The following is a 22,900-nucleotide window of genomic DNA, read 5'->3' on the forward strand; positions in this document are numbered from 1 at the left end:
CGTGGTCGGCATGGCCATCACCGACCGCGCAGGTCTCGACAAGGCGCCTGCCGAGGTCGCCGCCATGTTCGACGGCGTCGCGAAGCGCTACGACATCACGAACACGGTGCTCTCCTTCGCGCAGGACCGTCGGTGGCGCAAGGCCACTCGCAAGGCGTTGGCGCTCGGGCCGTCGGACGTGGTGTTGGATCTCGCGGCCGGTACCGCGGTGTCGACCGTCGAACTGTCGGCGTCGGGGGCGACGTGCATCGCCGCCGACTTCTCGCTGGGGATGCTGAAGGCCGGTGCCGATCGTGCGGTGCCGAAGGTCGCTGCCGACGCGCTTGCGCTGCCGTTTGCCGACGGATCGTTCGACGCCGCGACCATCTCGTTCGGACTACGCAACGTCAACGACGTGGCGGTCGCGCTGGGTGAGCTCAACCGTGTGCTCAGACCCGGTGGGCGACTGGCGATCTGCGAGTTCTCGACGCCGACCTTCGGTCCGTTCCGCACCGTGTACATGGAGTACCTGATGAAGGCGCTGCCCGCGGTGGCGACCAAGGTGTCGAGCAATCCCGCGGCGTATGTGTACCTGGCGGAGTCGATTCGGGCGTGGCCTGATCAGTTCGGCCTGGGCGACCTGATCCGCGACGCGGGCTTCACCGACGTGCGCTGGCAGAACCTGACCGGCGGGATCGCCGCCGTGCACACCGGCCGCAAGGCGTAGGGCGAGCCCGGGGCTGAGCTACGGGCCAGGGTGCGTACACGATCGTGACGTGAGCGGAGCGCGGCGGAGATTATTGTCGTGGCGGTCCGCTGTGGACCGGATTGTGTACGCAGGCGGGCGGTGTCCGGAGGATGCCGCTACGCCGACGACTTGTGCGCCACAGGGCATCCGGTGGGGAAGGTGCCGAGATCCTCGACGCGGTACCCGTTCGGGTACCCGCGGACCTCGGCGGTGTCGATGGCGAAGACCGATTCGGTGCGCGGGGTGGCGAAGTAGCGGATCGCCAGGCCGCGTGCTTTGAGACCCGCGGCTACGAGGACGCGCTCGGCGCGGGTGGGATGCGGGTAGCCGAAGGCATCGAGAAGCGGCTCGTCCATGAGCGCGCGGGCGAGACGCTTGACCAGCGACGCAGGGAGGAGCTTGTACGGCATGAAGGTGGTGAGCAGCTCGAGGGTCGAATCCGCCACTGCGCGTGAGCCTTCGCGAAAGGCGAAGTTCTCGCGTTCGTAGGTGTCCATCAGGGTTTCGAACTCGGCGAAGGTCTCGGGAATGTCCTTGATTCCCATGTACTTTCCGAGCGTGCGGTAGTAGTTGGTGAGGCCGTCGATCTCACGCTGGGTGAGCGAACGCCACTCGTAGGCGTTGATCCAGCGCGGTGGGCAGACGACGAAGGTGGCGAGCACGTACAGCATGTCGTCGTTGGAGATGTCGTAGCGGCCGTGCATCTGATTGATTCGACGAATGGCTGCGTGTCCCTGCCCACCCGGCTCGAAGCCGTGTTCGACGGGCGCGGACAGCAGCAGAGCGGTGTCGTCGTAGCGCTGCTGTACCTCGTCGGTGAATTGCGAGGTCTCATAGAGCAATTCGCCGATCGACGCGACCGCGTAGGTGCGGAACAGCGCAAAGCTCAGTGCCTGGGTGGTGCCCCAGACGAACTCCTTGGTCGACAGTTCGAGCGCGTATGTACGCGGTTCCTCGGCAGGGTCGACGGCGGCGAGTTCGTCGCGGCGGCGGAAGCGTTCGCGTCGACGCGCGGAGATCGTGTCGAGAAGCCGCGACGGCAGTGTCCGCACAGGCATGAGTGGCTCCTAACCGACATGTGTCCTCGGACACAGTGTGTGATGAAACGTATCACGCAGAACGTCTCACAACAAAGGTCGGAGAGGTCGGAGGAGCAGCGCGTTGCGCTCAGACGAAGGGCGGACGCTTGTCGATGCGCGTCGAGACATGCCCGGCGGCGCGCCAGGCACGGGCGATGAGATCGGCGTCGTCCTCGGTGATGAGGTTTCCCATCACCCGCACGACCAGCGACATCAACGTTGCCGATCGGATACCCGGACGGCCGAGCAGCGGTACCGCTCTGGGTACCGTGAGCACTCCGGCGAGGCGTCGAGCAGCGGAGAATGCCAGACCGTAATGCTCGACGAGGGTCTGCTGCCATTCGACGGTGTGGTCGGCGGCACCGAGACGCTCCGCGGCCAGGCGGCCGGTCTCGAGGGCGTAGTCGATGCCCTCGCCATTGAGCGGATTGACACACGCGGCGGCGTCACCGATGAGCATCCAGTTCGGTCCGGCTACACCCGAGACCGCACCACCCATCGGTAGGAGCGCCGACGTCACGCGGACAGGGTCACCAGCGATCTGCCACTCATCGCCGACCATGCGCACGTAGTGGTCGAGTATCGGCCGTAAAGCCATGTGCGCCGGACGCTTCGACGTCGCCAGCGCCCCGACCCCGACATTCAGCAACCCGCTCGCTGCGCTCCCGGCGCTGTTGGTGTTCGGCCCGTTCGCTGCGCTCCCGGCGCCGTGACCATTCGGCCCGCTCGCTGCGCTGTTGGTGTTCGGCCCGCTCGCTGCGCTCCCGGCGCCGCCGAGCGGGAAGAGCCATCCGTAGCCCGGCAGCAACCCGCCGTCGGGGCCGCGCAGTTCCAGATGTGAGCCCATCCAGTTGTCGTTGCCGCGGGTCGACGGTACGTATGCGCGCGCAGCGACCCCGAAAGCGGTGTCGCGGTGCCATTCTCGGCCGAGGCGCTTACCGAGCGTCGAGCGCACGCCGTCGGCGACGATCACCTCGCGCACGCGGATCACGTGCGGTCCGTCGGGGCCGTTGACCGTGACCGCGCTGATCCGGTCATCCGTCATCTCGACGTCGACGGCCTTGGCGCCCTGACACATACGGGCACCGCGTGTCACGGCGAGTGCACGCAGCTCGTCGTCGAGCTCCATCCGCGTGATGGCGCTGCCGTACGTGGGGAAGCGCCCGGCGGGCCACGGCACTCGCTGGCAAGCGCCCCAGCCGTGCAACTCGAGTCCGTCGACGCGCGGGCTGGCGGCGAGGCGGTCGGCGAATCCGAGGTCGATCAGTTCGGCGGTCGCGCGGGGCGTCAGGCCGTCGCCGCACGTCTTGTCGCGGGGGAAGACCGCGGCGTCGAGGAGTACGACGTCGTGTCCGGCAGCGGCGGCGTGGGCGGCGGCAGCAGAGCCGCCCGGTCCCGCGCCGACGACGAGGACGTCGGCGCTGTCGGGAATCTGGCTCGTCACCCGACCAGTATGTGGCCTCCCGGCACGCTCACCGCACGCGCCCACCGACTAGGCTCGGCGGAGTGAAGTCGACTTTCGCGGGTCTGGATCTGGGGTCCGAAGAGTTCGCGGGCACGGTGCGGACGTCGTTGGCCCAGGTAGAAGAGTTGTTGCTGGCCGAGCTGGCGTCGGGCGACGACGTGATGACCGAAGCCGCCAGCCATCTGGCGAAGGCTGGTGGCAAGCGGTTTCGGCCGATGTTCGCGATCCTCGCCGCCCAGTTCGGTCCACGGCCGGACGCTCGGGAGGTGATCACGGCGGCGACCGTCGTCGAGATGATCCACCTGGCGACGCTCTACCACGACGACGTGATGGACGAGGCCCCGATGCGACGCGGCGCTCAGAGCGCCAACGCGCGGTGGTCCAACAGCATCGCGATCCTCTCCGGAGACTTCTTGTTCGCCCGCGCCTCACGACTGGTGTCGACGCTTGGACCCGAATCGGTGCGCATCATCGCCGAGACGTTCGCCGAACTGGTCACGGGCCAGATGCGTGAGACCATCGGCGCCGGTGACGTCGACCCCATCGAGCACTACCTGAAGGTGGTGTGGGAGAAGACCGGTTCGCTGATCGCCGCTGCCGGTCGATTCGGCGCGATGACCTCCGGCGCGACGCCCGACGACGTCGAGCGGCTCTCGCGTCTCGGCGACATCGTCGGCACGGCGTTCCAGCTCTCCGACGACATCATCGACATCAGTTCCGCCACAGGAGATTCGGGCAAAACACCCGGAACCGATCTACGTGAGGGCGTACACACCCTGCCGGTCCTCTACGCACTCGCAGACGACGACGCGTCGTCGAGCAGACTGCGGCAGCTTCTCGTCGGCGACGATGGCGCGGCCCGGGCACTGACCGACGACGCCGAGGTCGCGGAGGCGCTCGCCCTGCTCGTCGAGTCGCGGGGGATGGCGCAGGCGAACGCGACGCTGCGCGGCTACGCCGACGAGGCGAGCCAGGTTCTCGGCGCCCTACCCGACGGGCCGGCTCATGCGGCGCTCACATCGCTCGTGGACTACACGATCGCGCGCACGGGTTAACGCGCCCACGCCGCACGGAAACCGAACCGGACCCTGGATCGTTTGGGAGACTGAGAGCCCCGGCATGGCGTCGGAGGCGAGACCGAACGAGGACCTGATGCGCAACGGTGTGAAGACCGCACTTCTACTCGGCACGATGTCGGCGTTGATCGTCGCCATCGGCGCCTGTTTTCGGAGTCCGGTGATCCTGTGGGGGTCGGTGATCGTCGCGGTCGCCGTGAATGCGTATGTGTACTTCAACAGCGCGAAGATGTCGCTGAAGGCGATGCACGCGCAGCCCGTGACTGAAGTCGAGGCTCCGGTGCTGTACCGGATCGTTCGTGAACTCGCGACGCAAGCGCGCCAGCCGATGCCCGCGCTGTACATCAGTCCGACGGAGTCGCCCAATGCGTTCGCCACCGGCCGCAATCCGAAGAACGCTGCCGTGTGCTGCACCGCGGGCATTTTGCGGCTGCTCGACGAACGTGAACTACGCGCCGTGCTCGGGCATGAGCTGTCGCACGTCTACAACCGAGACATCCTGATCAGTTCGGTCGCGGGCGCGATGGCCGCGATCATCAGTGGGCTGGCGAATTTCGCGATGTTCTTCGGGATGTCGGGGAATCGGAACAACGGGCCCAACCCGATAGCGCTGATCCTCATCTCACTGCTCGGACCGTTCGCGGCGACGCTCATCAAGCTCGCGGTGTCGCGGTCGCGGGAGTACCAGGCCGACAAGTCCGGTGCGGCGCTGACCAACGATCCGCTCGCCCTCGCGTCGGCGCTGGCGAAGATCTCCGGCGGCATCCAGGTGGCGCCGCTGCCGCCTCAGCCCGACATCGCCGCACAGAGTCACGCGATGATCGAGAGCCCGTTCCGTGCCACCGACCGCATGGCCAAGCTGTTCTCGACGCACCCGCCGACCGAGGAGCGCATCAGGCGGCTGCAGGAGATGGCGCGGCGGGGGGTGTAGGGCCCGCGCGGTAACTCAGCGGTAGTTGACGAACTGCAGGGCGATGCCGAAGTCCTCGCCCTTGAGGAGCGCGATCACGGCCTGCAGGTCGTCGCGCTTCTTGCTCGAGACGCGCAGTTCGTCGCCCTGGATCTGCGCCTTGACGCCCTTCGGGCCCTCGTCGCGGATCTTCTTGGAGATCTTCTTGGCGTGCTCGGAGTCGATGCCCTGCACGAGGTTGCCGGAGATCTTGTAGGTCTTGCCCGACGCCTGCACCTCGCCGGCGTCGAACGCCTTCAGTGAGATGTCGCGGCGGATCAGCTTTTCCTTGAACACCTCGAGGCCTGCCTGGGCGCGTTCCTCGGCGTCGGAGGTGATGACGATCGTCTCCTCGCCGGACCAGTCGATGCCGGTGTTGGTGCCGCGGAAGTCGTAGCGCTGCGAGAGTTCCTTCGCGGCTTGGTTGAGGGCGTTGTCGACCTCCTGGCGGTCGATCTTGCTCACCACGTCGAACGATGAATCAGCCATGGATCACAGCGTAGCCCGGCGCGTGTCTGGTTCCGGGGTGGTGGGGGTGGTCCCGATGGGCTGGCTTGTCTCAGAGCGATCCGGTGACGGGTCAGATGCGGTCGTCCAGGTTCCGCAGGCCTCGACAGTCCTGGCACAGCGTCGGGCTGACCAGGGCGTTTGCGTCGGATGCCGGGGTTCGTTGTATTCTTCTCGGCGTTGTTCGTGCGGCCTCGCGGGGTTCGCTGTAGAGCAGCACGGCAGGTTGCCCGAGCGGCCAAAGGGAGCGGACTGTAAATCCGTCGCGCAAGCTACATAGGTTCGAATCCTATACCTGCCACGACGAGGTGAACGTGTGGTCGGCGGTCCATCGAAGCGCTGGTAGAGCAGCGATTTGGTGAGCCGTCGCCTCGGTGTGTAACCTCGTTAAGGCTCTCCGGACGCCCGCACGGGCTGCCGGAAACGCCCCCTTAGCTCAGTCGGCAGAGCGTTTCCATGGTAAGGAAAAGGTCGACGGTTCGATTCCGTCAGGGGGCTCGGTAGGACTTGAACGCCCGACGCCGCAGCGCCACCGCAAGGACTGCGTCCACGCTGACGGAGTTCAGAGTCACCATGGCGGTGTAGCTCAGCTGGTTAGAGCGCACGACTCATAATCGTGAGGTCGAGGGATCGAGTCCCTCCACCGCTACACGTAAGGCTTGTCGCGCGGCCCGGGTCGGGCGAGGCGGCGCCTAGTGCTCCGACGACACAGACCCACCCGAAAGAAGGCGAACCCAGTGGCTTCCTCAACTGACGTGCGGCCCAAGATCACCTTGGCCTGCGAGGTGTGCAAGCACCGCAACTACATCACCAAGAAGAACCGTCGCAACGATCCCGATCGTCTCGAGATCAAGAAGTTCTGCCCGAACTGCGGCAAGCACCAGGCGCACAAGGAATCGCGCTGATCTCTTTCTGAGGCCGGTGGCCCCGGGCCGTCGTCGAACGACCGCGTTCGGGAGGTGGTCTCGGCCGGGTCCGAACCGTCGAGGGCGGTCCGCTGAACTCGGCACAGTGCGTCGTCGCGAGATGCGCATCTAACACGTTGTACGACTGCGGGCTGTCTCACATGAGGCAGCCCGCAGTTGTCGTTCAGATGAAGTAATTCAGTACAGTTGCCAGCGAGTATGTCGCGACGATGAGCGGTCAGCCCCAGCCCGTCGCGACCGCAGGCGAATGCAGTGTGAGGAGTACAGCCGATGTCACAGATCACCGACAATGAGATCCAGGATCGGATCGAAGCGTTGAAGAGCGGTGTGAAGCTGACCCCGGAAGAGATTGCTGCACACACCACATCGATGGTCGGATTCAACTACACCGTCGACGACTACTACGAGGTCGGACGCGAAGAGATCCGGAAGCACGCCCGCGCGGTGCAGGACGCACATCCCGTCCACTGGGACGAGGATGCGGCCAAGGAGATGGGGCACGACACCCTGATCGCTGCGCCGACGTTCGTCTCGGTGCTCGGGATCATCGCCCAGCGCAGGCTGTTCGAGGACATCGTCACCGGTTACGACCTGTGGCAGATCATGCAGACCGACCAGCGTCTGATCTTCCACCAGCCCATCAAGGTCGGCGACCGGCTGATCTGCGACGTCTCGCTCGAGTCCTTCCGGCAGATGGGCGGCGCGGACGTGATGGTCACCAAGAACATCATCTGGAACCAGCACGACGAGCCGGTCATGACCACGTTCACCAGCCTCGTCGCGCGGGCGGCTGTCGACGCTGATCCCGAGGTTCTCGACGAGCTCGAGCACGTCATGATGAAGGTCGACAAGGAGCCGACGCTCCCGCACAGCGTGCACGGACCGTTCGACCGCTACAACGACCCGGATCCGGTGGTCGCGCCGAAGCCGTACTCGGCCATCAGTTTTGACGGCCTCGAAGTCGGCCAGGAGTTGCCGCCGATGACGAAGACCCTCACGCGCGGCAATCTGGTGAACTATGCCGGCGTCGCGGGCGATCCGAACCCGATCCACTTCTCCGACGAGATGGCAAAGGTCATCGGTCTCGAGACCGTTGTCGCGCACGGGATGCAGACGATGGGGCTCGGCGCGAGTTTCATCACCGAGTTCGTCGGCGACCCGGCTGCGATCTTCGAGTACAACGTGCGGTTCACGAGCCCGGTGTACGTGTACCCGGACACCTACGCGAACGTGGACTTCACCGGCAAGATCAAGTCACTCGACCCGGAGACCCGACGCGGCGTGATCAGCATCGTCGCCAAGCAGGGTGACCGCAAGATCTTCGGACGCGCCCAGGCTCACGTTCAGTTCGGCTGACGGGGGCCGTGGGTCAGGCGGCCAGCGGGGTCAGTCGGCCAGCGGGGCACAGGCGGCAGCGGGGTCAGACGGCGGAGTGCGGCGCTGTGTGCACCGGTCGCCCGAGTGCGATACGGAAGAGTGCGCGGACCGAGTCGACGGCGCCGTCAGGAACGTCTGCCGACGGTGATGCACCGGGATGCTGCCGAGCGATTCGGGCTCGCAGTACCCGATGACGGATCTCGAAACGCACCGGCGCCGTGAGCGTTGCGGCCTCGCCGTCGATGCCGGCGTTGAGGTCGGTGTCCGACTCGATCTCGAACGTCGGGGCGACCCACTCACTCCATAGGTGTTGGAGGCGTTCGGAACCCGGCCGCGACGTCGGATCAGCGATGACGGCGACGCCGAGCAGCCCGTCTTCGATGCTGGGTCTGGTGCCCGACCCGATGATGTGTCCGAGACGGTACTGGTTGTTGGACACCATGATCGCCGCGACGGACTCGTGCGCTGTGCCGTGCGGGTCGTGCCAGGAGACCGAGGGCTGATCGGAGTTGGGGCCAAGCACCTGCGACGCGACGTCGAGCAGGGTTTTGGCTTTCGCGTTGCGGTAGCTCTCGCGCTGGACCGCCTCGCCGTAGACGCCGAGTGACACGTTGTTGACGAAAACCTGTCCGTTGACGACGCCGAAATCGACGCGGCGTTCACCACCCTCGACGAAGGAGTCGAGCGCTCCGACGGCGTCGTCGCGGTCGACGCCGAGGTCGAGGGCGAAGTGGTTGCGCGTGCCCGACGGGATGCACGCGTACGGCAGATCGTGCGACGCCGCGACGTCGGCGACCACGGCCTGCGAGCCGTCGCCCCCGGCCATCGCGAGTCCGTCGGCGCCGTCGGCGACAGCACCCTCGGCGAGGGCTCGCAGATCGTCGCCCTTGACCAGTTCGACGGTCCGATAGCCTCGACGTTCCGCTTCGTCGGCGAGGTGGAGCCGGTCGGCCTTGCCGTCGCCGGAGCGTCGGTTGTAAATGAGAACAGGGTTGGCCGGGGGAGTGACGACCGGGAGCGGTACCGAGATTCGGAACGCGCGTGTCGCCGCTGCGATCGCGAGCGCGAAGAGAGCGATCACCACGAGCGTGCCGACGAGCAGCCACCAGCTGCGCATCACCACCACCACGATTGCGACGACCGCCAGGATCACCGCGACGATCAGCTCGGCGAGGCGTCGGGTCCCGATGTTGAACAGTCCGTCGACGGCCAGCCCCGCCGCGACGAGCAGGAGCACCAGCGAGATGAGCCCGACCGGGAACTGGGCTGCGGCCGAAATCACGGCGAGCACCACCCCGAGAGCGCCGGCGAGAAGGGAGAGGATGGCAGCACCGCGTCGTTGTCCCGCAGATCTGGTCATTCGCCCACGATACGCATGCGACCTGCCGTGACGTGGGACATCCGCGCGGCTTACGGTTGCCCGGAGGTGCGGAATCCGCGCGCGTGGGCAACCGGAACCTCCGGGGCGGGTTGCACCTAGGCTGCCGACGCACCAAGGGCTGCAATGACCTGACGCGCGGTGGCGTCTGCGCGTCGGGTGATGTCGTCCCAGGTGAAGTTGAGGACCCGCCAACCGTCCGCGAGTAGGGCGTTGCGCTTGGCGCGGTCGCGCTGGAAGGTGGCGGCGTCTCGGTGAAAGGCGAATCCGTCGATCTCGACGACGAGTCGCGCACCGTCGAAGACGAAGTCGAGGAGGTATCCGAGCACCTCGGTGTTCGCGGTCCAGCCGGTGATGCCGTGTGCGTCGAACAGGGCGACGGTCAACCGCTCGGCCTCGGATCGTGCGCCCGACTCAAGCGCAGCGAAGAGGCGTCGGGCCGTGGGCGCGCCACGACGACGCGGATAGCGACGCACGGCGTCGTCGAGTTCGGTGATCGTGACACGTTGGGTGAGCAACGCAGTGTCGACGGTCGAGGTGTCGCCGTCAGCCGCGACGTCGAGGAGGGTCGCCGCGATGGAGGCGACGCGGAGCCCGTCGATCACGACGACGTCTGCATCGAGCAAGCGCCGATGCGTGACGAGTACGCCTGCCGATGCACCTGCGTGGCGACCCTTGGCCTGTGTGGCGACCGTGATCTTGGGCGGAAAAGCACTGGTGATGCCGTGCCACCATGCGGCAGACGACACGACGAGCACTGCGGATTTGCCGACCGATGCGACCGCGATCCGGACTCGTACACGCGGGGTGCGCGGATGGTCGACGGCGCGGAAGGTGCCCTCCGCCTCGCGCACCCACGTGCCGGCGGAGAGCCGACGCTGCACGGAATGCCTGCTGAGGCCGAGGGCGCGCGCCTGTGCGAGGGTGATGACGCCGTCGTGACTCGACAGGTGGTGTGCGAGCGTGGTCATGTGTTGTAGGACGCAAGGAGTCGTGAGGCGGTTCCACTCGAGATGAGAATCTTGCGGTTGCGCAGACGTGCGGAATCCGAGCGTCTGGGCAACCGGAACTCCGGCGGCCGTCGGGAGGGGCGTCGACCTGGAGTGTTTTGGGTTAAGTGGCCCGGGTGTTCTACACTGAAGTGTCAGGTTTACCCTTGACTTGCGCGCCGCCCATAGGGTGGCGCGTTGGTTTTGTCGGCGACGGTTTGCTGATCCCCGGATCGGTAGGCTGGTTCCGGCAGGTCGACCATGACCGGCAACTGCCGAGCTCGCGAGGGCTGACGCAGTCGCAAAGGGGCGTAGCTCAACTGGCAGAGCAGCGGTCTCCAAAACCGCAGGTTGCAGGTTCAAGTCCTGTCGCCCCTGCCCTGGAGAGGGCACACGTTGACGAGAGGACCTCGAAGGTGAGCAAGCGAGATCGAGCGGCCCGCGCCAAAAACGACGGGCAGTCCACCGCCGCCGATTCGGCAGCGGAGGAGCTCGAGAGCCGCGACGACACCGTCGAAGCCGCGGATGCGTCGGACGAATTGCGTCCGACGGGCAAGCGTTCGGGCCGTGGTCGTCGTTCGTCGGCGAGTGCCGTCGACACGAAAGACGGCGACTCGGAATCCGACGGCGGATCCGCGGTCGCGGTCAAGGAACGCAAGGTAAAGAAGGCGTCCGAGCAGAGCAGCAATCCGTTTGTGCGGATCTGGGTGTTCATGCAGCAGGTCGTCTCGGAGATGAAGAAGGTCATCTGGCCGACGCGGCGCGAGACGATCTTGTACACGATCATCGTGCTCGTGTTCGTGGTGGTGATGACCGCGTTCATCTTCGGGATCGACCTCGGCTTCGCCAAGCTAGTTCTCTGGATACTCGGCTGATTCGGGTTCACTCAGGTGAGCCCACTCCCGACCGGGTCATCCGACGGACGACCAACTTCATGAAAGAGGAGCGTGGGCTGCAGTGAGCACCCCGGATAACGAGTTCGAACCGACCGACGTCGCCGACACGGTCGACGCTGACGCGACCGTCGACGAGACCGACGATCCGGGCACTGAAGCGCAGGTCGAGGCTGCCCAGGACGACGCTGCGGCCGTCGATGGTGGCGAGGACGCCGTCGAGCAGGCTGAAGCCGCCGAGGACGCTGCCGCAGAGTCCGGCGCAGAAGGATCCGACGCAGAAGGATCCGACGCAGAAGGATCCGACGCGGAGGAAGAGGTCGACCCGGCCGAGGAACTGCGCAAGCAACTGCGCCGCGCGCCCGGTGAGTGGTACGTGATCCACAGCTATGCCGGGTACGAGAACAAGGTGAAGACCAACCTCGAGACCCGCGTGCAGAACCTCGACGTCGGCGACTACATCTTCCAGGTCGAGGTTCCGACCGAAGAGGTCACCGAGATCAAGAACGGTCAGCAGAAGAAGGTCAACCGCAAGGTGCTGCCCGGTTACATCCTGGTGCGCATGGACCTCAACGACGAGTCGTGGGGCGCGGTGCGCAACACCCCCGGTGTCACCGGCTTCGTCGGAATGACCAGCAAGCCGTCGCCGTTGAGCCTCAACGAGGTGCTGCAGTTCCTGCTGCCGCGCACTCCGGCCAAGAAGGCCGCCGCCAAGGGCGCCGAGACCGTCGAGCAGGCCGCCGCCGCAGCGACGTCGGTTGTCGAGGTCGACTTCGAGGTCGGCGAGTCGGTCACCGTCATGGACGGCCCGTTCGCGACGCTGCCCGCGTCGATCAGTGAGGTCAACGCAGAGCAGCGCAAGGTCAAGGTGCTCGTCTCGATCTTCGGTCGTGAGACGCCGGTCGAACTCGGCTTCAACCAGGTCGAGAAGATCTAGGGCGGCCGTCAAGGTCGCTCGCACGCTCGCTCCCACCAGAGCGGGACACGAACTTCCACGCCTCCAGCGGACGTGGATCAGCAAGAAACAAACAAGGAACAAGGATGCCTCCCAAGAAGAAGAAGCTCGCCGGGATCATCAAGCTCCAGATCCAGGCAGGCCAGGCGAACCCGGCCCCGCCCGTGGGTCCGGCGCTCGGTCAGCACGGCGTGAACATCATGGAATTCTGCAAGGCGTACAACGCGGCGACCGAGTCGCAGCGTGGCAACGTCGTGCCCGTCGAGATCTTCGTGTACGAAGATCGCTCGTTCGACTTCAAGCTGAAGACCCCGCCCGCAGCGAAGCTGCTGCTCAAGGCTGCCGGTCTGCAGAAGGGGTCGGGTGAGCCGCACAGCAAGAAGGTCGGCAAGGTGTCGATGGACCAGGTCCGCGAGATCGCCAAGACCAAGGCTGAAGATCTCAACGCCACCGACGTCGACCAGGCCGCGAAGATCATCGCCGGCACCGCTCGGTCGATGGGTATCACCGTCGAGGGCTGATTCCCCCGGCGTGGTCACACGATGGGTGTTCGCTTCGCGCGCGCCCGGTGCGACCAGCGACAAGTGAGTGGGAGGGCCGGCTCGGCCCGGACACCACCAACCCGAATCATCAACACGGAGAAAGAACAGAGCAATGAGCAAGAGCAGCAAGGCCTACAAGGCCGCGGCCGAAAAGGTCGACAAGAGCAAGCTCTACAGTCCGCTGGAGGCTGTCGAGCTGGCCAAGGAGACGTCGTCGAAGAACACCGATTCGACCGTCGAGGTCGCGATCCGGCTGGGCGTCGACCCGCGTAAGGCAGACCAGATGGTTCGAGGCACCGTCAACCTGCCTCACGGAACGGGTAAGACCGCCCGCGTGATCGTGTTCGCCGCGGGCGACAAGGCCGCCGAGGCCGTCGCAGCCGGTGCCGACGAGGTCGGCGCCGAGGACCTGATCGAGAAGATCCAGGGCGGCTGGCTCGACTTCGACGCCGCGATCGCCACCCCCGATCAGATGGCCAAGGTCGGTCGTATCGCGCGTGTTCTCGGACCGCGTGGCCTGATGCCGAACCCGAAGACGGGCACCGTCACCACCGACGTGACCAAGGCCGTCAACGACATCAAGGGCGGCAAGATCAACTTCCGCGTCGACAAGGCAGCCAACCTGCACTTCGTCATCGGCAAGGCGTCGTTCGATCCGAGCGCGCTCGCGGAGAACTACGGCGCGGCGTACGACGAGATCATGCGCGCGAAGCCGTCGGCAGCGAAGGGTCGCTACATCAAGAAGGTGACCGTGTCGACGACGTCGGGCCCTGGTATCCCGGTCGACCCCCAGGTCACCCGCAACTTCGCCGAGGCCCCGCAGGCCTGATAGAGCGTAATCTGTTGTAACCCAACAGCTTCGAAGCCCCCGAGCGCCATTGGTGCTCGGGGGCTTCTGCTATTGCGCTCGGTGGTGGCTGCGAGCGACTATCCGACGCAGCGTTGAGCGAAGGTGATGATCTCGTCGGCCACCTCGTCGCGGATCTCGGGCTCGTTGTGCACCTCGTGGCGGAAGCCGGTGTAGATGCGGGTGCGCACGTCGTGATGTCCGCTCGCGGCAAGGCTGTTGCCGACGTGGTAGGCGCCCTCGCCGTAGTTGCCGACCGGGTCGGCGTCGCCCGCGAGGATGAGGACCGGGAGATCGGTACGCACAGTCGGATACCAGCCGTCGGCGTTGACGGCGTCGTAGAGGTCGACGAACCCGCGGATGAACCGAACCGACATCGGTGCCCCGAAGTTGTTGAACGGATCGCGGGCGTGGTCGCGGACCACACCGGGATCGCGTGCGACCCATGCGGTGGGGAAGGCATCCGTTCCGTAGCGCGAGGTGAAGCCGTCGAACATCTGGGCCGCGTAGGCCTCCGTTGCTGTCGACGTCGGGTCGGCTTCGGCGGCGAGTGCGTCGCGGTCGAGGACCTCGTCGATGCCGTGGATCTGGGCCGCGATCCCGCACAGGACGAGGCCGTCGAGCCACTCGCTGTCACCGGCCGCCAGCCCGCGCGCGATCATCGATCCCCACGAGTGTCCGAAGACGACGTAGGGGAGGTTGGGGTGCAGGTCGCGCACCTTGTCGCGCAGTGTGCGTTCGTCGTCCACGACGACGCGGTCGGAGTCGTCGCCTGCATCTCCCCAGATTCCCGACGTCATGGCTGTCTTGCCGTGCCCGGCGTGATCGTCGGCAACGACGACGAAGCCGGCGTCGAGTAGCCGGTTGATCAACCTGAGGTAGCGCCGCGAGTGTTCACCGAGTCCGTGGATCACGTGGATGATGCCGCGCGTCTCGCTTGCCGGTTCGTAGACCCAGCCGAAGATGGTGTCGCGACCGTTGGCCGACGTGAACTCGATCTCGTGCAGTGACAACGTTGTCCCTCTTTCGACGGGCCGCAAGCGCGGCATGGGTGGGGTCGGTTACCGAGGTTAGACCCGATTTCTCCTGGCGGGCGCGTGTCAGATATGCCAGAATCAATCGGTTGTTTTCTGTTGCGAAGAATCCACTCGTACGAACTCGGGAGCCGATACATGCCGTATCTCGGACTGATCTACGTCGCGATCTTGGTGATAGCCCTGATCGACATCATCAACACCGACGACGCTCTCGTGCGCGGGATGCCGAAGATCGTCTGGATTCTTCTCGTCGTCCTGCTGCCGCTCATCGGCGCGCTGCTGTGGCTGGCACTCGGACGTCCGACGGCCGATGATCGTCCGCGCCGCCCCGCGCCGGGGTCGGTCGCCGCGGAGTTCCCGGAATACGACCGTCCAGGGCGCTACATTCCCGAGGACCCCGAGGCTGATCGCGAGTTTCTCGCCGCGGTGCGTGCGCGGGCCGAGGAACAGCGGCGCATCGCGCGCGAACAGGCGCGACGCCGCCAGGACGACGACTCCGCGTCCTAGCGCCGTCCGAACCCGGGACCCGGTTGTGCGGATGCCTCGGCGCCTGCGTGACCGGTCCGGTCTCGTGGCCGACGCCGCATGGCAAGGTGTCAGTCGGTGTCGTCGCGTCGTCGAATTGGTTCACCCAGACGCAGGCCCGCCCGATAGATGTGGCCTTCGACAGTGCGGACCGACAGCGAAAGTCGTTCTGCGATGGCCTTGTTGGACAACCCGCGGCGTGCGAGGGTGACGATTTCCTGCTGTCGGGTCGGCATGGGGGCGTCGGATGTCGCGGCGATGATCGCCGGGGTGTCCAGCCCCAGACGTACGCGGAGCTCCCCGAGTTGTTCCAGGGCCGACAGACGTGCGCCGTGACGGTTGGCTGCGACATATGCCGTGGCTGCGTGGCCGTAGGCGTCGGCGGCGGCGTCGAGCATTCCGATACTGCGATACGACGCCGCGGCGCGGCACAGTGCATCGCCGTCGGCCGCCGCGAGGGCGACGGCGTGGTCGGCGGCGGGCCGGGCGCGCGGAACGTCGGAGAGTTCCTCTGCAAGGTCGACGAGCCGTCGCGCATGATCGCAGTCGCCCCAGCGAAGAGCGGTGTGGAGGGCGAACAGTTCTGATGCGAGCTGTCCCGCCTCACGTGCGCGCTGCGCAATCCCGACCGCACCTGCGATTGCCTCGGAGATCACGCCGTCGAGAGCCGAGCGCCAGCAGCCGAGGAGATCAATCCGGTCGCGACCGTAGCCGAGCGCGCCGGACGGTGGATCCGGTAGACGCTCGATGCATTCGTCGAGCGCCGCACGATCGCCCGCCAGCGCGGCGGCGTATGCGCGCTCGATGTAGAAGGGCAACTGCATGAAGTCAGGGCCGCCACAGGCCAGCATGTCTCGGAGAGTCGCGTCGAGACTGAGCGCGGCGTCGCGGGCGTCGCCGTGCGCAACCGCGGCGAGACCACGAATGCCCCATGCCCAGTACACGGCGATGCCTCCCACGTCCTCGGTGATCGTGGCGACGTCGGAGGCGATCATGTTGACGGTGCCGAGATCGCCGGTGAGAGCGCAGAAGTATGCGTGCATGTACCCGAGTTCGGCGCGGTGGTATGCGGCGGCGCGATTGGAATCGGCAATCCGATAGGCCGCCTTGGCGGTGTCGTTCATCTCCTGTACCCGCCCGAGGCTGCCGAGCGCGGCGATTGCGCCCCATCCCACGAATGTGCCGAACAGAGGCGGCAGGGCATCGATGCTCGGGAAGGAGGAAGCGAGCCGCAGCGCACGACCGGGCTCACCCGAGACCGCGGCGCAGAGGAAGTCGATCATGGAGCGTGTCGCGACGCCCACGCTGTCGTCGACGACGATCGACCGGGCGCCCGCGGCATCGTCGAAGACCCAGAAGCGGTTGGCCGCACGCAGAAACGCGACGGTGTCGCGGGTTTCGGCGTCGTCGGTGGTTGCGAGGGGCGCCAGTGTCGCCTCGGCCGCATCACCCATCCCCGACACCGAGAGCGAATATCCGTGCAGTATTGCTGCGGGGATTGCGGACGGACCGTCGAGCGCCTTCGCGCTGAGTTCGCGCGCGAGTGTCAGTTGCAGCTGGTGCAGGGCTGCGCTAGCGCCGTCGAGGATGAGTGAATCCCTCCTCGCGCGGTCGATGTCGGCGTCGACTGCGAGTAGTGCTCGACGAATCGAAGCGGTGCTGTCGGTGGTGTTGTCGGCGGTGATCCGCTCGACCACGCGCGCCCGCAGTCGTCGGAGTCGCGCAACACCGGCTCGCGCCAACCTCACCTCCGCATACAGGGGATGCCCGATTCGGACGTGCGGGTCGCCGTCGAACGGGTCCGTGTCGTCGATGACGATGTAGCCCGCCGTCTCGGCGTCCTCGATGTGGTCGAGCGCGCACAGTTGCTCGAGTACCGATAGAGCGAGTGGTTCGGCGAGGGCGACGGAGTCGACCACCTCGAGGACCGAATCCGACGCGCCCGCCAACTCGGCCTCGATGGTGGTCGACAACGAATCAGGTACGCGCAGTTCGGAATCGATGACCCAGACGTCGCCACGCCGTGCGATGGCGCCCTGCTCGACATTGGCTTCGCACAGCGCGATGAGATAGAGCGGATTTCCGCGGGTGAGTGCCCACAGACGTGCGGCCAACGGCGCGGATACCCGTCCCCGCAATCCGCCCCGAAGGAACTCCGCGGTCTCCTCGGCGGTCAGCGGCGGCACCGTCATCACCGGGATGGTGCGGTCGCGCAGCAGGTCGGTGACGGCCGTGGTCGGTGGCGCGTCGTCGCGCAGCACGGCGACAATCTTCACCGACGGCCTGCTGCGCAGTCGGTTGACCACGAGCATCGACTGCTCATCGAGGCGGTCGATGTCGTCGATGACGATGATCTGCCCAGAGTGTGGCGCGCCAACGCCGGGGTCGGCGGAGAGCTTGGCGACCAGATCGGAGATCCGCCGCAGTGGGTCGGTCACCTCGTAGTCGATCCATGCGGCGAACGCACTCAACGGCACCTGTCGACTCGCAGTGGTGCCGGAGATCCACTGCACCCGGTCGGGCAGGCCAGCCACGGACTCGCGTACCAGTCGGGTCTTGCCACACCCTGCCGGACCGCGGAGCAGCAGAAAGCCGCCGGACGGGGTTGCCAGTTCGGTTCTGATCCGTGCTACCTCAGCGGCTCGTGCCGACCACGGCCAGCGGTCGCTCATGCGGAGACCTTAAGGCAGAGCCACCGCCGATGTGAGTCCGTACGGGGATTGTCCGATGTGGGCGGCACACATGGGCCACACCGGCTCCGCGGGCCGTCAGGCGTCGACGGCCGCGGCGTCGACCTGCTTGATCGGTCCGGTGAACCACTTCTTCACCGACGCGTGCCAGTAGGCGTAGAGCAGGATCAGTGCGCCGCCGACGAGCAGCGGCGTGTAGTTGACGTACTTCCACTCGAAGCTCGGGTCCCACGGCATGCCGCCGAGCGACGTCGGAAACATGGCGACCAGCGAGGTCAGTGCGATCTCGATGAGTGCGAGCGGTGCGATCCACTTGTACTTCGCGCCGAGGGTCCACGAACCCGCCTCGAACGAGTCGCCGGCCTTCCAGCGGTAATAGATCGGCACGGCGAAACACAGGTAGAGGCCGACGACGCCGATGGAGACGACCGCGTAGAACGCGACCGGAACGGGGGCGCCGTTGATGTCGACCGAGACGAGGGCGGGCAGGGTGATGATCGCGGCGATGGTGGCCGTCGCGACAACGGCATTGGCGGGCATGCCGTTGGAGCGGACCCGCGACCACAGCTTGTGGCCGGGGACGGCACCGTCGCGGCTGAACGCGAACATCATGCGCGACGCACTCGTCTGGCACGCGGCCGTGCAGAAGAGCTGGCCCGCAGTCGAGATGATCAGTACGACGCCTGCCCACTTGGAGGTGAGCGCCTGCGTGAAGATGGTCGCCACGGCGCCGCCGCTCTTCGAGACGCCGTCGGCGTCCTGCACGGCGAACAAGAAGCTGAGCAGCAACACCCACCCGCCGACCGCGGAGTACGCGATGGAACGCCAAATGCCCTGTGCCGCAGCGTTCGCTGCCCCCTTGGTCTCCTCGGAGAGATGGGCAGACGCGTCGTATCCGGTGATCGTGTACTGCGTGAGGATCGCCGAGATGGGCAGGACGAAGAGGACGAAGCCGAAGCCCGACGTCTTGCCGTCGAAGATGCCGCTGTTGTTGATGGTCTTGGCGAAGACATCGGAGAACGACGCGTGCTGGTCGGGAAGGAGGAACAGTATGAGAATGACTGCGGCAGCGCCGAATACATGCCACCAGACGGAGATGTTGTTGATCATCGACAGCAGGTGCCCGGAGAAGATGTTGATCAGCGCGGCGCACGCCAGGATGATCAGGAAGATGACGAAGACACGTGTGAGGCTGTAGCCGTCGAGCCATGACTGGCTGAAGGTGCCGATGGTCAGGTCGAGGAAGGTCGCCGCGCCGTACGCCACCGAGGCCAGGATCGCGATGAGGCCGATGAGATTGAGCCACCCGGTGTAGAAGCCGGCCTTGGCGCCGCCGAGTTTTGCCGCCCACCAATAGATTCCACCGGATGTCGGATAGGCGGAGACGAGCTCTGCCATGCAGAAGCCGATCAGCAGGATGAAGATCGAGACGATCGGCCAGCCCCATGCGATCGCCGCCGGACCGCCGTTGTTCCAGCCGAGGCCGAACGATGTGAAGCAGCCGGAGAGGATCGAGATGATCGAGAACGAGATGGCGAAATTGGAGAATCCCGACCAGGAGCGGTGCAGTTCCTGTGTGTAACCGAGTCGCGCGAGGTGGGCCTCGTCGTCGGAGAGGTCCTCGGCAAGGGTGTCATGGCCTTCGGGCATGGGTGTGCTCCCGCGGTGAGTGAGTGGTGCGACGCGGCGTTGCGATGCGCAAGACTTGGGAGAACATAAGCTCTTCGCGACGATTCCGCATGCCAGAAACGGACATCACGACGAATTCGTGAGCGCGAAGGTTGTTCTCATCGCGAAATGGATGAATGGCCGATGGGTGAACGGATCGGCCATCATGCTGCGGACGTGCCGCGAGCCGACGATAATCACCTGTACGGGGAGGATTCCGGGGCAGCACGAGACACAGGCGGTGAACGTGAGACAAGCCCGACCGAGCAAACTGGCCATCATCGGCGCAGGTGCTGTGGGTACCGCGATCGCATACGCATCGCTGATCCGCGGCGTGGCGCGCACCATTGCGCTGATGGACATCAACACGTCGAAGGTGACCGCAGAAGTTCTCGACCTGTCGCACGGTCTCGAGTTCGTACCCCGCGCCGACATCATCGGCGACGACGATGTCGCGGTCTGCGCCGACGCCGACGTCGTGGTGTTCACCGCGGGAGCCAAACAGAAACCGGGACAGTCCAGGCTCGAATTGGCCGAAGCCACAATCAATCTGACCAAGAACATCCTGCCCGGAGTGATCGAGGTCGCGCCGAACGCGATCTACATCATGGTCACCAATCCCGTCGACATCGTCACGTACGCGGCGCTGAGGTACAGCGGACTGCCTGGCAATCAACTGTTCGGTTCGGGGACGGTGCTCGACTCGTCACGACTGCGATTCCTCATCGCGCAGCACTGTGGCGTAGCGGTGCAGAACGTGCACGGCTACATCGTCGGCGAGCACGGCGACTCCGAGATCCCGTTGTGGAGTTCGGCGTCGATCGGCGGTGTGCCGCTGCTGGAGTGGAAGCCGCTCCCCGGCGGACAGGCCATCGACGCCCCGGCGCGCGAGCGCATTCAGCACGAGGTGGTGCACGCGGCATACAAGATCATCGAGGGTAAGGGTGCGACGAACTACGCCATCGGACTCGCGACCACGCGCATCGTCGAGGCGGTGCTGAACGACGAACACCGCGTTCTGCCGATCTCGACGCTCACCGGCGGATACGAGGGGCTCGACGACGTGTGCCTGTCACTACCCACGCTGGTCGATCGCAACGGCGCGGGGAGCCGCCTCGAGATCAAGATGTCCGACGCCGAGCGCGACGGCCTGATGAAGTCGGCCGAGACACTGCGGGAGATGCAGGCCAAGTTCGGGCTGTAATCATTCGCTGGCGTTCAGGCTTCACGTCGGCGCCCAGGTCCACTTCGACGCCCAGGTCCACTTCGACGCCCGGACACCACTTCGACGCCGGATGGAACCTTTCGGGCGTCGATCTAGTCTGATCTGTATGCGCGACGACAAGCTCCTGACTCGTATCGCGGCGCTGCTGCGCCAAGCCGAGAACACCGATAACGAACACGAGGCCGAGACGTTCATGCAGGCCGCGCAGCGGTTGGCTACGTCGGCGTCGATCGACCTGGCGGTCGCGCGGGCCCATGATCCCGCAGCACGGCGCAGCACCACGCCCATCACCAGGCAGATCGCGATCGGCGAGACCGGCAAACGCGGATTGAAGACCTACGTGCAGCTCTTCGTCGCCATCGCACGAGCCAATGACGTGACGGTCGACGTCGCGGGCAACTCCACGTTCGTGCTGGCCTACGGCTACTCCGCCGACATCGATACGTGCGTGGCCCTGTACACCTCGCTGCTGATCCAGATGGTCGCAGCGAGTGACGCGTATCTGAGGTCGGGGGACTACAAGGGTGAGATGTCGGCGCGGGTGGTGCGCAGAGGATCGGGCTGGCGGTCGCGCAGGGTCGTCGAACGTAAACCGGTGGCGCCGATCACCGCCCGGTTGAACTTCCAGTCAGCATTCGCCGAGCGAATCGGTCTGCGGCTGACCGAGGCCCGCGATGCGGCACGTCGGGAGGCGATGGAGCGTGACGAGTCGAGGGAGCTTCCGTCCGGCTCGACGTCTACCGCAATTGCCTTGCGTGACAAGGAAATCGAGGTCAGCAACTTCTACAAGAGTGAGTCGACGGCGCGCGGGACCTGGCGGCCGACGAGCGCGTCGTCGGGCTATTCGGAGGGTGCCCGTCAGGCGGGCGACCGCGCGGGCCGTCGCGCGAAGATCGGTGCCGACCGCGAATTCGGTGCTCCGCGTGGGGCATTGGAGGCCTAGTGCATCGAATCTCAGCGGATCATGCCCTGCAAGGCGGTGGTGTAGCGCTGATTCTGCGCGGGGTCGGTTCCGCTGGGGAACGACATCACGATGTCGACCACCTGGTAGTTGCCGGGATGTGCCCCGTTGTAGAGTTCGGCGCGGCCGGTGGTGGGGAACTTCATGAGGATCACCTGGTCTGCTTCGACCGCCACGGTGCATCCGGCAGATGGGCACAGAGTTTGCGTTGCGTCGTGCCGGTTGGTCACCGGCAGGCCGGTGCCCGCGATGCGGTCGAGCAACTGGTCGAGCTCGGCGGGATCGACGGGATTGTCGACATACGACGTCGACGACGCCGGTGTCACGGTGGTGACCTCGCCGGCAGACGAACTGCATCCGCTGAGACCGATGACGAGGACCGCAGCTACTCCGACGAGTCCGACAGCGAGTCGTCGTCCTGTGGTGTGCGGTCGCAGCGGCATCGCGTGAACTCCCTGTCCGTCGTTGGTCGAGATCGTGGCAGTTTCGAGCCTAGTCCCGGCCGGCGGGGGCCTGAGTCCGGTCCCTGCCTGCGGGGTCGCGAGCACGGTTGCGGTCCGCGCGGCGTCGAAGACGTGTCATGACGCCACGTGACACCGGACGCGAGCGGTTCTATGAAGCGGAACGACTGATCCGAAAGCTGTTCGAGCGCTCAGGCGACCACCGGTCGGTCCACCTCGCGGGCACTGAGCTGACGCTCCCGGTCGAGGCGCAGTTCGGCTCGATCGACTCGGTCCGCGAATACGTCGGACGCGTGCTGACGATGCCGTCTGTCACCGCGCGGTTCGACGCCGCATCAACCCCGGTGGCAGTGCGGGCACGACGCGGCCACAGGTCAGCGCACTACTCACGCAGCCTGGATTCCGATGCGCGCGAGATCGCCATCCCCGACAGCGCGGACGGTCGCTGGGCACTGCGCGAGCTCGTCGTCCTGCACGAGATCTCGCATCACCTCGACGAGTCCGGCGGTCCGGCGCACGGTCGGGGATTCACGCAGACACTGACCGAACTCGTCGGCCTGGTGATGGGTCCCGAGGCAGAGTTCGTGTACCGGGTGGTTCTCGCGGACTCGGGGGTATGAGCC

General features: G+C 66.0%; 22 protein-coding genes and 4 tRNA genes. 17 read left to right on the forward strand and 9 right to left on the reverse strand.

Annotated features, from left to right (window positions below; all coding sequences use genetic code 11):
* Positions 1-10: 10 nt before the first annotated feature.
* Positions 11-706, forward strand: coding sequence for a demethylmenaquinone methyltransferase (locus GOACH_RS01925; protein ID WP_040517626.1), 696 nt, complete (start codon positions 11-13; stop codon positions 704-706).
* Between the two features lie 137 nt (positions 707-843).
* Here the strand turns inward: GOACH_RS01925 and GOACH_RS01930 are convergent, their stop codons facing one another.
* Both GOACH_RS01930 and GOACH_RS01935 read right to left on the reverse strand, forming a co-directional pair.
* On the reverse strand, positions 844-1,785 hold the full coding sequence (locus GOACH_RS01930) for an oxygenase MpaB family protein (protein WP_005169620.1): 942 nt from the start codon (positions 1,783-1,785) through the stop codon (positions 844-846).
* A gap of 109 nt (positions 1,786-1,894) precedes the next feature.
* Positions 1,895-3,250, reverse strand: a complete 1,356-nt coding sequence (locus tag GOACH_RS01935) for an FAD-dependent monooxygenase (RefSeq protein WP_005169622.1) — start codon at positions 3,248-3,250, stop codon at positions 1,895-1,897.
* Positions 3,251-3,312: 62 nt separating this feature from the next.
* Here GOACH_RS01935 and GOACH_RS01940 point away from each other — a divergent pair, with 62 nt between their 5' ends.
* Positions 3,313-4,326 carry a polyprenyl synthetase family protein gene (locus tag GOACH_RS01940; RefSeq protein WP_005169624.1) on the forward strand — a complete coding sequence of 338 codons (1,014 nt, stop codon included), beginning with the start codon at positions 3,313-3,315 and terminating at the stop codon, positions 4,324-4,326.
* 97 nt (positions 4,327-4,423) lie between these two features.
* Positions 4,424-5,278, forward strand: a complete 855-nt coding sequence (htpX, locus tag GOACH_RS01945; protein WP_005169627.1) for a zinc metalloprotease HtpX — start codon at positions 4,424-4,426, stop codon at positions 5,276-5,278.
* Between the two features lie 15 nt (positions 5,279-5,293).
* Here htpX and GOACH_RS01950 read toward each other — a convergent pair whose 3' ends face one another.
* Positions 5,294-5,785: a YajQ family cyclic di-GMP-binding protein gene (locus GOACH_RS01950; protein ID WP_005169630.1), complete on the reverse strand. Its 492-nt coding sequence runs from the start codon at positions 5,783-5,785 to the stop codon at positions 5,294-5,296.
* 238 nt (positions 5,786-6,023) lie between these two features.
* On the opposite strand from GOACH_RS01950, the gene GOACH_RS01955 reads away from it, so the two are divergent.
* The 5 genes from GOACH_RS01955 (at position 6,024) to GOACH_RS01975 (ending at position 8,085) form a co-directional block, all read left to right on the forward strand.
* Positions 6,024-6,104: transfer RNA gene (locus tag GOACH_RS01955), tRNA-Tyr, on the forward strand.
* A 124-nt stretch (positions 6,105-6,228) separates the two neighbouring features.
* Positions 6,229-6,301 (forward strand) — tRNA-Thr (locus GOACH_RS01960).
* A 77-nt stretch (positions 6,302-6,378) separates the two neighbouring features.
* A tRNA-Met gene (locus GOACH_RS01965) sits at positions 6,379-6,452 on the forward strand.
* A gap of 88 nt (positions 6,453-6,540) precedes the next feature.
* The gene (rpmG, locus tag GOACH_RS01970; RefSeq protein WP_003929651.1) at positions 6,541-6,708 is read left to right on the forward strand and encodes a 50S ribosomal protein L33; all 168 of its coding nucleotides are present in this window, start codon (positions 6,541-6,543) and stop codon (positions 6,706-6,708) included.
* Positions 6,709-6,999: 291 nt separating this feature from the next.
* Positions 7,000-8,085 carry a fused (3R)-hydroxyacyl-ACP dehydratase subunits HadA/HadB gene (locus tag GOACH_RS01975; protein WP_005169696.1) on the forward strand — a complete coding sequence of 362 codons (1,086 nt, stop codon included), beginning with the start codon at positions 7,000-7,002 and terminating at the stop codon, positions 8,083-8,085.
* Positions 8,086-8,149: 64 nt separating this feature from the next.
* On the opposite strand, the gene GOACH_RS01980 is transcribed toward GOACH_RS01975, so the two are convergent.
* The gene (locus tag GOACH_RS01980) at positions 8,150-9,466 is read right to left on the reverse strand and encodes a diacylglycerol/lipid kinase family protein (RefSeq protein ID WP_005169699.1); all 1,317 of its coding nucleotides are present in this window, start codon (positions 9,464-9,466) and stop codon (positions 8,150-8,152) included.
* A 116-nt stretch (positions 9,467-9,582) separates the two neighbouring features.
* A complete protein-coding gene (locus GOACH_RS01985; protein ID WP_005169701.1) occupies positions 9,583-10,455 on the reverse strand; it encodes a DUF559 domain-containing protein in 873 nt (290 codons plus the stop codon).
* A gap of 323 nt (positions 10,456-10,778) precedes the next feature.
* Between GOACH_RS01985 and GOACH_RS01990 the strand changes: the two genes are divergently transcribed.
* The 5 genes from GOACH_RS01990 to rplA all read left to right on the forward strand — a co-directional run bounded on the left by GOACH_RS01990 (position 10,779) and on the right by rplA (position 13,692).
* A tRNA-Trp gene (locus GOACH_RS01990) sits at positions 10,779-10,851 on the forward strand.
* A 38-nt stretch (positions 10,852-10,889) separates the two neighbouring features.
* Positions 10,890-11,348: a preprotein translocase subunit SecE gene (secE, locus tag GOACH_RS01995; RefSeq protein ID WP_005169703.1), complete on the forward strand. Its 459-nt coding sequence runs from the start codon at positions 10,890-10,892 to the stop codon at positions 11,346-11,348.
* Positions 11,349-11,430: 82 nt separating this feature from the next.
* Positions 11,431-12,303: a transcription termination/antitermination protein NusG gene (nusG, locus tag GOACH_RS02000; RefSeq protein WP_005169704.1), complete on the forward strand. Its 873-nt coding sequence runs from the start codon at positions 11,431-11,433 to the stop codon at positions 12,301-12,303.
* 104 nt (positions 12,304-12,407) lie between these two features.
* On the forward strand, positions 12,408-12,842 hold the full coding sequence (rplK, locus tag GOACH_RS02005; RefSeq protein ID WP_005169707.1) for a 50S ribosomal protein L11: 435 nt from the start codon (positions 12,408-12,410) through the stop codon (positions 12,840-12,842).
* Between the two features lie 133 nt (positions 12,843-12,975).
* The gene (gene rplA / locus GOACH_RS02010) at positions 12,976-13,692 is read left to right on the forward strand and encodes a 50S ribosomal protein L1 (protein WP_005169710.1); all 717 of its coding nucleotides are present in this window, start codon (positions 12,976-12,978) and stop codon (positions 13,690-13,692) included.
* A 98-nt stretch (positions 13,693-13,790) separates the two neighbouring features.
* Here the strand turns inward: rplA and GOACH_RS02015 are convergent, their stop codons facing one another.
* The gene (locus tag GOACH_RS02015; RefSeq protein ID WP_005169713.1) at positions 13,791-14,723 is read right to left on the reverse strand and encodes an alpha/beta fold hydrolase; all 933 of its coding nucleotides are present in this window, start codon (positions 14,721-14,723) and stop codon (positions 13,791-13,793) included.
* Between the two features lie 159 nt (positions 14,724-14,882).
* On the opposite strand from GOACH_RS02015, the gene GOACH_RS02020 reads away from it, so the two are divergent.
* A complete protein-coding gene (locus GOACH_RS02020; protein ID WP_005169716.1) occupies positions 14,883-15,254 on the forward strand; it encodes a PLDc N-terminal domain-containing protein in 372 nt (123 codons plus the stop codon).
* Between the two features lie 89 nt (positions 15,255-15,343).
* Here GOACH_RS02020 and GOACH_RS02025 read toward each other — a convergent pair whose 3' ends face one another.
* The gene (locus GOACH_RS02025) at positions 15,344-17,944 is read right to left on the reverse strand and encodes a sigma factor-like helix-turn-helix DNA-binding protein (protein ID WP_005169720.1); all 2,601 of its coding nucleotides are present in this window, start codon (positions 17,942-17,944) and stop codon (positions 15,344-15,346) included.
* A gap of 96 nt (positions 17,945-18,040) precedes the next feature.
* Positions 18,041-19,612 carry an amino acid permease gene (locus tag GOACH_RS02030; protein WP_005169725.1) on the reverse strand — a complete coding sequence of 524 codons (1,572 nt, stop codon included), beginning with the start codon at positions 19,610-19,612 and terminating at the stop codon, positions 18,041-18,043.
* 265 nt (positions 19,613-19,877) lie between these two features.
* On the opposite strand from GOACH_RS02030, the gene GOACH_RS02035 reads away from it, so the two are divergent.
* Positions 19,878-20,834 (forward strand): L-lactate dehydrogenase, encoded by a 957-nt coding sequence (locus GOACH_RS02035; RefSeq protein ID WP_005169728.1) that lies wholly within the window; start codon positions 19,878-19,880, stop codon positions 20,832-20,834.
* A 127-nt stretch (positions 20,835-20,961) separates the two neighbouring features.
* The gene (locus tag GOACH_RS02040) at positions 20,962-21,798 is read left to right on the forward strand and encodes a DUF2786 domain-containing protein (protein WP_005169731.1); all 837 of its coding nucleotides are present in this window, start codon (positions 20,962-20,964) and stop codon (positions 21,796-21,798) included.
* Positions 21,799-21,809: 11 nt separating this feature from the next.
* On the opposite strand, the gene GOACH_RS02045 is transcribed toward GOACH_RS02040, so the two are convergent.
* Positions 21,810-22,259, reverse strand: a complete 450-nt coding sequence (locus GOACH_RS02045; RefSeq protein WP_005169733.1) for a hypothetical protein — start codon at positions 22,257-22,259, stop codon at positions 21,810-21,812.
* A gap of 137 nt (positions 22,260-22,396) precedes the next feature.
* On the opposite strand from GOACH_RS02045, the gene GOACH_RS02050 reads away from it, so the two are divergent.
* Positions 22,397-22,897: a TIGR04338 family metallohydrolase gene (locus GOACH_RS02050; protein WP_005169736.1), complete on the forward strand. Its 501-nt coding sequence runs from the start codon at positions 22,397-22,399 to the stop codon at positions 22,895-22,897.
* The last annotated feature ends 3 nt before the right edge of the window (positions 22,898-22,900 follow it).

Origin of the sequence: Gordonia aichiensis NBRC 108223, assembly GCF_000332975.1 — a bacterium.
GTDB lineage: Bacteria > Actinomycetota > Actinomycetes > Mycobacteriales > Mycobacteriaceae > Gordonia > Gordonia aichiensis.